Here is an 11,473-nt window from a genome sequence, read left to right on the forward strand (position 1 = left end):
ACGACGAGGGGCCACGGCACCGCTGCCGTGGCCCCTCACCCGTGAGCCGGTTATCCGCCGTACGCCCCGCTCGCCGTCAGCCGCAGCGCCGTGTCGATCAGCGGAACGTGGCTGAACGCCTGCGGGAAGTTGCCCACCTGCCGCTGGAGCTTGGAGTCCCACTCCTCGGCCAGCAGGCCCAGGTCGTTGCGGAGCGAGAGCAGCTTCTCGAAGAGGATGCGGGCCTCCTCGACGCGGCCGATCATCGCCAGGTCGTCGGCCAGCCAGAACGAGCACGCCAGGAACGCGCCCTCGTCGCCCTCCAGGCCGTCCACGCCCGCGTCCTCGCCCGAGGTCGGGTAGCGCAGGATGAAGCCGTCCTCGGTGCCCAGCTCCCGCTGGATGGCCTCGATGGTGCCGATCACCCGCTTGTCGTCCGGCGGCAGGAAGCCCATCTGCGGGATCAGCAGCAGTGAGGCGTCCAGCTCCTTGGAGCCGTAGGACTGCGTGAAGGTGTTGCGCTCCGGGTCGTAGCCCTTCGCGCAGACCTCCCGGTGGATCGTCTCGCGCAGCTGCCGCCAGCGGTCCAGCGGGCCGTCCACGTCACCGGACTCGATCAGCTTGATCGTGCGGTCCACCGCGACCCAGGTCATCACCTTGGAGTGCACGAAGTGCCGGCGCGGCCCGCGCACCTCCCAGATGCCCTCGTCCGGCTCGTCCCAGTGCTTCTCCACCCACTGGATCAGCTTGAGCTGGAGCAGCGAGGCGTAGTCGTTGCGGGCCAGGCCGGTGTTGTGGGCCAGGTGCAGCGCCTCGGTGACCTCGCCGTACACGTCCAGCTGGAGCTGCCCGGCGGCGCCGTTGCCGACCCGGACCGGCTGCGAGTTCTCGTACCCGGTCAGCCAGGTCAGCTCGTTCTCGCCCAGCTCCCGCTCGCCCGCGATCCCGTACATGATCTGCAGGTTCTCCGGGTCGCCGGCCACCGCGCGCAGCAGCCACTCGCGCCAGGCGCGGGCCTCCTCGCGGTAGCCGGTGCGCAGCAGCGAGGACAGGGTGATCGCCGCGTCGCGGAGCCAGGTGAAGCGGTAGTCCCAGTTGCGCGAGCCGCCGATGTCCTCGGGCAGCGAGGTGGTGGGCGCGGCGACGATGCCGCCGGTCGGCGCGTACGTGAGCGCCTTGAGCGTGATCAGCGAGCGCACCACCGCGTCCCGGTACGGGCCGTGGTACGTGCAGTGGTCCACCCACTCGCGCCAGAAGTCCTCGGTCGCCTCCAGCGCCGCCTCCGGCTCCGGGACGTGCGGCGGGCGGCTGTGCGAGGGCTGCCAGCTGATGGTGAAGGCGATCCGCTCGCCCGGGCCGACGGTGAAGTCCGCGTACGTCGTCAGGTCCTTGCCGTACGTCTCGGCGTCCGTGTCCAGCCACACCGAGTCGGGTCCGGCGACCGCGACGGTGCGCTCGTCGACCTTGTGCACCCACGGCACCACCCAGCCGTAGGAGAACCGCATGCGCAGCGCCGAGCGCATCGGCACCCGCCCGCTGACGCCCTCCACGATACGGATCAGCTGCGGCGTCGCGTCCTCGCGCGGCGGCATGAAGTCGATGACCCGTACGGTGCCGCGCGGGGTGTCCCACTCGGACTCCAGGACGAGCGAGTCGCCCCGGTAGCGGCGGCGGTCGGCGGGCACCGGCCCGCCTTCGGGGCTGTGCGCGGGCCCCAGCCGCCAGAAACCGTTCTCTTCCGTGCCCAGCAGTCCTGCGAAGACCGCGGGTGAGTCGAAGCGGGGCAGGCACAGCCAATCCACCGTGCCGTCCCGGCACACAAGAGCGGCGGTCTGCATATCGCCGATGAGTGCGTAGTCCTCGATGCGCCCGGCCACGTGCATCTCCCGTCGAACTGGAGTGACGCCCCCCATGGGACGTGTGATCTTGTCCGTCCTGCCCATGAAACTCTGCCGAGCGGCGAGTCCGGAAATCGGGCGGGGGTGGTGCCTTGCCGGACGGCTCGTGGCGAGTGTCCGAGCAGGATACGACGCACGGCAGTGATCCGCTTGCCGCTGCGGGAAGACGGCACTGCGCCGAACGGGTGGCCTGGGTCACGCGGGGGCCCGCGCGCCCCGCGGGAGAGGGCCGTACGTGGGCGCCGCGAGCGTGGCCGGGCGCGACCATGCCCGGTCGCTGATAGCCTGGTACCCCGTGGACCGAGGGGCCCGCGCCAGTCGCACGGCACCCCCGACCGCAGCGAAGGCACCCCTGAAAACCGCAGGGCGTGGCTGATTCGCACCTCTTCACCACGCGACCACGGGAGCCCCCTCTTGGCCATGCCGCCCGCTGCTTTTCGAAACAGCACCACCTCGACGACCAAGCACCTCTTCGTCACCGGGGGCGTCGCCTCCTCGCTCGGCAAGGGCCTCACCGCCTCCAGCCTGGGCGCGCTGCTCAAGGCGCGGGGCCTGCGGGTCACGATGCAGAAGCTCGACCCGTACCTGAACGTCGACCCCGGCACCATGAACCCGTTCCAGCACGGTGAGGTCTTCGTCACCAACGACGGAGCCGAGACCGACCTGGACATCGGCCACTACGAGCGCTTCCTGGACGTCGACCTCGACGGCTCCGCGAACGTCACCACCGGCCAGGTCTACAACACCGTGATCGCCAAGGAGCGGCGCGGCGAGTACCTGGGCGACACCGTGCAGGTCATCCCGCACATCACCAACGAGATCAAGCACCGCATCCGCCGGCTGGCCCACGATGACGTCGACGTCGTCATCACCGAGGTCGGCGGCACCGTCGGCGACATCGAGTCGCTGCCGTTCCTGGAGACCGTCCGCCAGGTCCGCCACGAGGTCGGCCGCGACAACGTCTTCGTCGTGCACATCTCGCTGCTGCCCTACATCGGCCCCTCCGGCGAGCTGAAGACCAAGCCGACCCAGCACTCGGTCGCGGCGCTGCGCAACATCGGCATCCAGCCGGACGCCATCGTGCTGCGCGCCGACCGTGAGGTGCCCACCGCCATCAAGCGCAAGATCTCGCTGATGTGCGACGTGGACGAGGCCGCCGTCATCGCCTGCCCGGACGCCCCCTCCATCTACGACATCCCCAAGGTCGTGCATGCCGAGGGCCTGGACGCGTACGTCGTGCGCAAGCTGGACCTGCCCTTCCGCGACGTGGACTGGACCGTCTGGGCCGACCTGCTGGACCGGGTGCACAACCCCGACCACGAGGTGAAGGTCGCGCTGGTCGGCAAGTACATCGACCTGCCCGACGCCTACCTGTCGGTCACCGAGGCGCTGCGCGCCGGCGGCTTCGCCAACAAGGCCCGCGTCAAGATCAAGTGGGTCACCTCCGACGACTGCAAGACCCCGGCCGGCGCCAAGCAGCAGCTCGCCGACTGCGACGCGGTCTGCATCCCCGGCGGCTTCGGCGACCGCGGCGTGGACGGCAAGGTCGGCGCCATCACCTACGCCCGCGAGAACAAGCTGCCGCTGCTGGGCCTGTGCCTGGGCCTGCAGTGCGTGGTCATCGAGGCGGCCCGCAACCTGGCCGGCATCGAGGGCGCGAACTCCACCGAGTTCGACCCGGCCGCCGCCGACCCGGTCATCTCCACCATGGCCGAGCAGATGGACATCGTCGCCGGTGAGGGCGACATGGGCGGCACCATGCGGCTGGGCATGTACCCGGCCAAGCTGGCCGAGGGCTCGATCGTGCGCGAGGTCTACGACGACCAGCCGTACGTCGAGGAGCGCCACCGCCACCGCTACGAGGTCAACAACGCCTACCGCGGCGAGCTGGAGAAGAAGGCCGGCCTGCTGTTCTCCGGCACCTCCCCGGACAACAAGCTGGTCGAGTACGTCGAGTACCCGCGCGAGGTGCACCCCTACCTGGTCGCCACCCAGGCGCACCCGGAGCTGCGCTCCCGCCCGACCCGCCCGCACCCGCTCTTCGCCGGCCTGGTCAAGGCGGCCGTCGAGCGCAAGACCGGCGCGGCGGCCGGCGCCAAGAAGGGCGCCAAGGCCTGACCCCGCGGGCGGCCGGCCCCACGTGGGACGCGTGGGACCGGCTGCCGACGGATAGGTACGGTTGACCGGGGCACCTGGCCTTTCACGGCCGGGCGCCCCGGTCGACTGCTTTGCGGAAGGACGTACATGGCCATCCAGGACAGCCCGGAAGCGTGGCGGATCACCGCCACCGCGACGCCGTTCACCGGCAAGAAGACCAGCATGCGCACGGACGAGGTCGTCATGCCGGACGGCTCCACGGCCACCCGCGACTACCAGGTCCACCCCGGCTCGGTGGCCGTCGTCGCGCTCGACGAGGAGGACCGGGTGCTGGTCCTGCGCCAGTACCGCCACCCCGTACGGCACAAGCTCTGGGAGATCCCGGCCGGACTGCTGGACGTCCCCGGCGAGAACCCGCTGCACGCCGTCCAGCGCGAGCTGTACGAGGAGGCCCACGTCAAGGCCGAGGACTGGCGGGTGCTGACGGACGTCTACACCACCCCCGGCGGCTGCGACGAAGCCGTACGCATCTTCCTGGCCCGCGACCTGTCCGAGGCCGAGGGGGAGCGCTTCGAGGTCTCCGAGGAGGAGGCCGACATGGAGCTGGCGCGGGTGCCGGTCGCCGAACTGGTCCGCGGCGCGCTCGCCGGCGAACTGCACAACAACTGCCTGGTGGTGGGGGTGCTCGCGCTGGCCGCCGCGCGCGCGGGGCAGGGCCTGGACGCGCTGCGCCCGGCCGACGCGCCGTGGCCGGCCCGCCCGTTCGAGGCCTGAGCACCTCCCAGCGCCCCCGCAGCACCCCTGTACGGGCCCGTCACGGCCCCGCGGTCCGATGATGTGCTGATCCGGACGGGTGACTCGGCCGTCGCGCTCCACCGGGCGTGTGACGGGTCGTGAACTACGCTCGACCGCGTTCCCGTTCGCGACCGCGACGGGCTCGTAAGCGCAGGTGGACGGGAGCGTGACCCGTGGCGGATCAGGCGGTGGGCGGGGGAGGCGTCCCGCCGGGGAAGGCGGGCGGACCCGCGACGGCGGCACGGCAGCGGCCGGAACCGGACGGCACGGCCGTGGAGCCCGCCACCGACCGCGCCGCGCCCGGCCGGGACCACGGCGGGCGCACCGCCGCGCCCGGCCCCGGCAGCCGCCGGACCCCGCCCCGCCGCACCGTACCGCCCGCCGCCACCGCGGCCGGCGGCTTCATCGGCCGCCGCCGCGAGCTGAAGGCGCTGCGCGCCGACATCGCCCGTACGGGCCTGGACACCCTCTCCGGCCGCCGGGGCGCCCGCAGCCGCGTCCTGCTGATCGCCGGGCGCCCCGGCTCCGGACGCAGCGCCCTCGCCGCCGAACTGGCCCGGCAGCTCGCCGACGATTACCCCGACGGAGTACTGCGCGCCACCCTGAGCACCCCGGGCGGCGGCCCCGTACCCCTCGACCTCGTCGCCCGCGACCTGCTCACCGCGCTCGGCGCCCCCGTCAAGCCCGGCGCCGCCGAGGACGAGCTGACCGAGGCGCTGCGCGCCGCCCTCGCCGAGCGCCGCGCCCTGCTCCTGCTGGACGACGCGGCCGGCGCCGAACAGGTCGAACCCCTGCTGCCGGACGCCGCCGGCTGTCTCGTCGTCGCGGTCTCCGAGGGCCCGCTCACCGGCATCACGGACGTACGGCCCTGCACCCTGGGCGGCCTGGACAACGCGTCCGCCGTCGAACTGCTCAGCCGGTACGCGGGCCCCACCCGCATCACCGTCGACCCGCGCTCCGCCGACGCCGTCGCCGAGGAGTGCGGCGGCCGTCCCGCCGCGCTCGTCCTGGTGGGCGGCTGGCTCGCCGGACACCCCAAGAACTCCGTCACCGACCTCCTCCAGGCGCTGCGGGACGTACCGGAACCGGCGGGCGAACCGGCCGGTGACCGCCCGCTGGCGCGCGCCTTCCGCCTCGTCTACGACACCCTGCCACCGGTCGCCGCCCGCACCCTGCGGCTGCTCACGCTCGCCCCGGCCGGGCTGGTGGACGCGCACATCGCCTCCGCCCTCGCCGGCTGCTCGGTCGCCGCGGCCGAGTCGGCGCTCCAGGACTTCGCCGCCCGTGGGCTGCTGAGGCCGGCCGAGACCGCGGAGCCGCAGCCGACCGGCCCCGGAGCCCCGGCCGCCGGGAGCGCCGGGCTCCAGGCGCAGTACCGGATGCCCGGCTGCCTGGTCCCGCTCGTCCGGGCGGCGCTGCACGAGAAGGAGCGGCCCGCCGAGATCCAGCTCGCCCGGGCCCGGATGCTGGAGCGCACCGTACGGCTGCTCCAGTCGTGCCGGGCGCTCGGCGAACCCGCCGGGTCACCGGCCCGGCAGAAGGTGGCCGGCCTGCCGCGCTCGCTGCGCTTCGCCTCCACCGCCTCGGCCGCCGCCTGGCTGCGCAGCCGCCGGCCCGCCCTCCTGGAGGCGGCCCGCATCGCCGTCGAGGAAGGCGAACTGGACACCCTGGACCGGCGGCTGATGGCCGCCATCGTCCGTACGCTGATCGCCCACCAGGGCGCCGAGGCCGCCGCACCGGACCTGTACGGGCTGCACGGCCTGGTCCTGGAGGTCGCCGAGCGGCGCGGCCTGGCGCGGGAGCGGGCCGCGGCGCTGCTCAACCTCGGCGACCTGGACGCACAGGCCGGGCGGACCGCGGACGCGATGGCCCGCTACCGGGGCGCGCTGACCGCGGCGCGCGAGGTCCGGGATCCGATCGCGACGGTACGGGCGCTGGAGTCGCTGGGCGGTACGTACACGGAGCTGGGGGACTGGCAGCGGGCCGCCGACTGGTACGGGCGGGCGCTGGAACTGCGGCTGACCCGGGGCGAGAACGCGGACGGGGCGCGGCTGCACGGCCGGATCGGCGCGGTGCTGACGTACGCGGCGCGGTGGGGCGAGGCGCTCAAGGAGTGGCGGGCCGCCTACGGGGCGTACCGCAGGCTCGGTGACGTGGCGGGCCAGGCCCGCGCGCTCGGCGAGGCGGCGCGGGTGCAGGAGTACGCGGGCCGCCCCGAGGAGTCGCTGCGGACCTGCACCGCGGCCCTCTCGCTGGCCGCCGAGGCCAAGGACGGACGGCTGGAGGCGGCGCTCCAGCTGCGGATCGCGGACACCCTCGACCGGCTCGGCGACCCGGCAGCCGCAAGGCTGCACCGGGGTCTGGGGGAACGACTCCTCTCAGATCACCCACAGTGACCTACGAAATCGGTGGTGCTCCTCTCAGTAATTGATGCTTTGCAAGGCTAGACAACTCAGAATCCTTAAATAGACTGGCCAGGCCGCGGACACCGCGGTCAGTCCCGGCATGCCTCGCATGCATGGATTTTTCCTGCAAGCTCTCTTACAAGGACCGTGATCGACGTGAAGGTCGGCATCCCCCGCGAGGTCAAGAACAACGAGTTCCGGGTGGCGATCACGCCTGCCGGTGTGCACGAGCTGGTCCGCCACGGCCACCAGGTCGTCATCGAGAAGGACGCGGGCCTCGGCTCCGCCATCCCGAACGAGGAGTACGTCGCGGCCGGCGCCGAGATCCTCGACACCGCCGACGAGGTCTGGGCCGCGGCGGACCTGCTGCTGAAGGTCAAGGAGCCGATCGCGGAGGAGTACCACCGCCTCCGCAAGGACCAGACCCTCTTCACCTACCTGCACCTGGCCGCCTCCCGCGAGTGCACCGACGCGCTCCTGGAGTCCGGCACCACCGCCATCGCCTACGAGACCGTGGAGACCCCGGGCCGCCAGCTCCCGCTGCTCGCCCCGATGTCCGAGGTCGCGGGCCGTATCGCCCCGCAGGTCGGCGCGTACCACCTGATGCGCCAGGCCGGCGGCCGCGGCGTGCTGCCGGGCGGCGTGCCGGGCGTGGCCGCGGGCAAGGCCGTCGTCATCGGCGGCGGCGTCTCCGGCTGGAACGCCGTGCAGATCGCCGTGGGTCTCGGCTTCCACGTCACCCTGCTCGACAAGGACATCAACAAGCTGCGCGAGGCGGACCGGATCTTCGGCACCAAGGTGCAGACGATCGTCTCCAACGCCTACGAGCTGGAGAAGGCCGTCGTCGAGGCCGACCTCGTCGTCGGCGCGGTCCTCATCCCGGGCGCCAAGGCCCCGAAGCTGGTCACCAACGAGCTGGTCGCCAAGATGAAGCCCGGAAGTGTCCTTGTCGACATCGCCATCGACCAGGGCGGCTGCTTCGAGGACTCCCGCCCCACCACCCACGCCGAGCCGACCTTCCAGGTCCACAACTCGGTCTTCTACTGCGTGGCCAACATGCCGGGCGCGGTGCCCAGCACCTCAACCTACGCGCTGACCAACGCCACGCTGCCGTACATCGTCTCGCTGGCGAACAACGGCTGGGTCGAGGCGCTGCGCCGCGACGCCGCCCTCGCCAAGGGTCTGAACACCCACGACGGCAAGGTCGTCTACGGTCCGGTCGCCGAGGCGCACGGCCTGGAGGCCACCGACCTGGCCACCCTTCTCGGCTGAGGCGTCAATAGCGCGCGTCAATGACGCACTGCCGGCCGGGCCTTGTCCACAAGGCCCGGCCGCGGCCGTTCGCCGACACGCCGCTCGCCCGGATGTGCGCGGGCGGACCCCAACTCGCCGAGAACGTAACCCTTTAACCGATTCGCACACCCTCGAAACCTTGGTCTTGTGCGGCTTGCACCCTTGACATCGGCATGTTCGATTGCCGACACATCGGGCCGGGTCCGGCGGATTGTGTTGCTGCGAACGCCCGACACGCCATAGAGTCGCCAACCGTCGGCATAGTGCCACGCTGACCTATCGATAAGTTTCCTGGTCACATCCAAGGAGGTAAGACGACTTGTGAATGAGTCGACATTTACTCCCGGAGGTGGTCGACCAGGAGCGGTTGCACGGGGCCAGGGCCCCTCGGGGCTCCAGGCTGTCGGCTCCGTCGCTGTCCACACCTTCGCAGCCCATCAGAGCACCACGACGACAGCCCACCAGAGCATGGACGGCCATCACGTGAACGCCATGGCCGGCGACCGGGGCGGTTCAGAACCCACCCGGCTCGCCGACTACGACGACCTGCCCGAGGGGCACTTCTACGATCCGGACGCGGAGTACGAACCGGACCCCGAATACGCGGCCACGCTCGCACCGGACGCCGCCCGCCAGCGCCGCGAACGCGTCGGCCCGACCGGGCGACCCCTTCCCTACTTCCCGATTCCAGGACCGTTGACGGACCACGGCCCCGCCAAGATCATCGCGATGTGCAACCAGAAGGGCGGGGTGGGCAAGACCACCTCGACCATCAACCTGGGTGCCGCGCTCGCCGAATACGGCCGACGGGTGCTGCTCGTCGACTTCGACCCGCAGGGCGCGCTGTCCGTCGGGCTCGGAGTCAACCCGATGGAACTGGATCTGACGGTCTACAACCTGCTCATGGAGCGGGGCATGTCGGCCGACGAGGTACTGCTGAAGACCGCGGTCCCCAACATGGACCTGCTGCCCAGCAATATCGATTTGTCAGCCGCCGAGGTCCAGCTGGTCAGCGAGGTCGCGCGCGAGTCGACGCTCCAGCGTGCGCTCAAGCCGCTGATGGCCGACTACGACTACATCGTCATCGACTGCCAGCCGTCGCTCGGTCTGCTGACCGTCAACGCGCTGACGGCGGCTCACAAGGTGATCGTCCCGCTGGAGTGCGAGTTCTTCGCGCTGCGCGGTGTGGCGCTGCTCACCGAGACGATCGAGAAGGTCCAGGAACGGCTCAACCCCGACCTGGAGCTCGACGGCATCCTGGCGACCATGTACGACTCGCGGACCGTGCACAGCCGTGAGGTCCTCGCGCGCGTCGTGGAAGCCTTTGACGACCACGTCTACCACACCGTCATCGGGCGTACGGTGCGCTTCCCCGAGACCACCGTCGCGGGTGAACCCATCACCACGTACGCGTCCAACTCCGTCGGTGCCGCCGCCTACCGTCAGCTGGCCAGGGAGGTGCTCGCCCGGTGTCACGCCGAGTGAGTCTGCCCGGAGCCGACGAATTGTTCCGCACGACCGGGGGGTCGGGGCTGCAGTCCCCGGCGCCCCGCAAGACCAACGGGCCGGCCGCGGCGAATGGCGTCCCGGCGGGTAACGGTGGCGTCCCGGCGGGAAGCGGTGGCGTCCCGGCGGGAAGTGGGGAAACGGCGCGCGTGCCTGCTCCCGGTGGTGAGCCGGAGGCTCCCGGTACGGGTACGCCTGCGGCTTCGTCTGCGGCTTCGGGTGCGGAAACGACCCCGCGGCAGCGGCGGGCCGAGCCGGAAGCCGGCGCGGAGGGGGCGGCGCCGGCCGAGCACGGGGGGCGGGGGCGCGGCCCTGAACCGGAGGGGCGGCCGACTGCGGCCGGCACGCCCCAGGAGACCGGCTCCCCACGGCGACGCGGCCGGGGCGCGAACCGGCGGCCCAGCGGCCGGGAACGGCACGACGAGAAGATCACGGTCTACGTCTCCGCCGAGGAACTGATGGACCTGGAGCACGCGCGCCTGGTCCTGCGGGGCGAGCACGGGCTCGCGGTCGATCGCGGGCGCATTGTCCGCGAGGCGGTGGCGGTGGTGTTGGCGGACCTGGAGTCGCGGGGGGATGCGAGCATCTTGGTGCGGCGGCTTCGGGGTCGTTGACGTGCCGCTGTCGCGGCGGGTGACCATGTACCTGGTCTCGCGCTGCGCGCGAGGGTTTGCGCTGTCGCGCGGCTCGCATGGGTTGGTTTGGGGGCGGGGGCGCGCAGGGGGCCAACTCTCCCCCAGCCTTCGGCCGGGGGTGCCCCCACGGCACCGTGTACGCCGCCCGGGACGTGAGGTGAACCCGGGCTCCCGGCTGACCTGCGGGGATGGCCCCCTACACGCCCCCTCAGGCCGTTTGGCGAGGCCGGGACAGCTGGGGGGAGGGTGTCGATCATCCTGGTGCGCCCTGACCACATGGTGAGGCTCACGCCGGGGCGGGGACGTCACTCCGCTGCACGTGAGCCCTGAGTCGTGGCCCGGATGCCGGCCTGCCTCCTCGCGCTGCGCGCGAGGGTTTGCGCTGTCGCGCGGCTCGCAGAGGTAGGTGCCGTGGGGCGGGGGCGCGCAGGGGGCCATCTCCTCGGCACCGTGTACGTCGCCCGGGGCGTGAGGTGAACCCGGGCTCCCGGCTGACCTGCGGGGATGGCCCCCTACACGCCCCCTCAGGCCGGTTTGGCGAGGCCGGGACAGCAGGGGGGAGGATGTCGATCACCCTGGTGCGCCCTGACCACATGGTGAGGCTCACGCCGGGGCCGGGACGTCATTCCGCGTCACGTGAGCGTCATAAGGCAGCCCGGGTGCGTGCCCGCCTCCCTCGCGCTGCGCGCGAGCAAGGTCCCCCCCGTGCCGCGCGCGAGGAAGGTCCCCCCGCTGCGCGCGAGCAAGGTTCCCTCGCGCTGCGCGCGAGTGAGCTTGCGGAATTTTTGGCCACGATGGCGGGATACCCGCAAACGGCGCGGGCTCGGGGACATACAGGGGTCTCCCCGCAGGTCAGCCGGGAGCC

The 11,473-nt window shown here is 72.1% G+C and carries 7 protein-coding genes; 6 read left to right on the forward strand and 1 reads right to left on the reverse strand.

Annotated elements, in window-relative coordinates; genetic code table 11:
- Nucleotides 1-50 precede the first annotated feature (50 nt).
- Entirely contained in the window at nucleotides 51-1,862 is a 1,812-nt protein-coding gene (locus AB0L45_RS37600; RefSeq protein ID WP_365848269.1) for a glycoside hydrolase family 15 protein, read from the reverse strand.
- A 435-nt stretch (nucleotides 1,863-2,297) separates the two neighbouring features.
- Here AB0L45_RS37600 and AB0L45_RS37605 point away from each other — a divergent pair, with 435 nt between their 5' ends.
- The 6 genes from AB0L45_RS37605 to AB0L45_RS37630 all read left to right on the forward strand — a co-directional run bounded on the left by AB0L45_RS37605 (nucleotide 2,298) and on the right by AB0L45_RS37630 (nucleotide 10,587).
- Entirely contained in the window at nucleotides 2,298-3,995 is a 1,698-nt protein-coding gene (locus AB0L45_RS37605) for a CTP synthase (protein WP_365848276.1), read from the forward strand.
- Nucleotides 3,996-4,121: 126 nt separating this feature from the next.
- Complete coding sequence (locus AB0L45_RS37610) at nucleotides 4,122-4,748, forward strand: NUDIX hydrolase (protein ID WP_365848270.1); 627 nt, start codon at nucleotides 4,122-4,124, stop codon at nucleotides 4,746-4,748.
- Between the two features lie 194 nt (nucleotides 4,749-4,942).
- A complete protein-coding gene (locus tag AB0L45_RS37615) occupies nucleotides 4,943-7,165 on the forward strand; it encodes a tetratricopeptide repeat protein (protein WP_365848271.1) in 2,223 nt (740 codons plus the stop codon).
- Nucleotides 7,166-7,330: 165 nt separating this feature from the next.
- Entirely contained in the window at nucleotides 7,331-8,446 is a 1,116-nt protein-coding gene (ald, locus tag AB0L45_RS37620) for an alanine dehydrogenase (RefSeq protein ID WP_032928116.1), read from the forward strand.
- A 489-nt stretch (nucleotides 8,447-8,935) separates the two neighbouring features.
- Nucleotides 8,936-9,952, forward strand: coding sequence for a ParA family protein (locus tag AB0L45_RS37625; RefSeq protein ID WP_030671551.1), 1,017 nt, complete (start codon nucleotides 8,936-8,938; stop codon nucleotides 9,950-9,952).
- Entirely contained in the window at nucleotides 9,949-10,587 is a 639-nt protein-coding gene (locus tag AB0L45_RS37630) for a hypothetical protein (RefSeq protein WP_365848272.1), read from the forward strand. Before AB0L45_RS37625 ends, AB0L45_RS37630 begins: the two co-directional genes overlap by 4 nt.
- The last annotated feature ends 886 nt before the right edge of the window (nucleotides 10,588-11,473 follow it).

The sequence above is a fragment of the Streptomyces sp. NPDC052496 genome, assembly GCF_040679095.1.
Classification (GTDB): Bacteria; Actinomycetota; Actinomycetes; order Streptomycetales; family Streptomycetaceae; genus Streptomyces.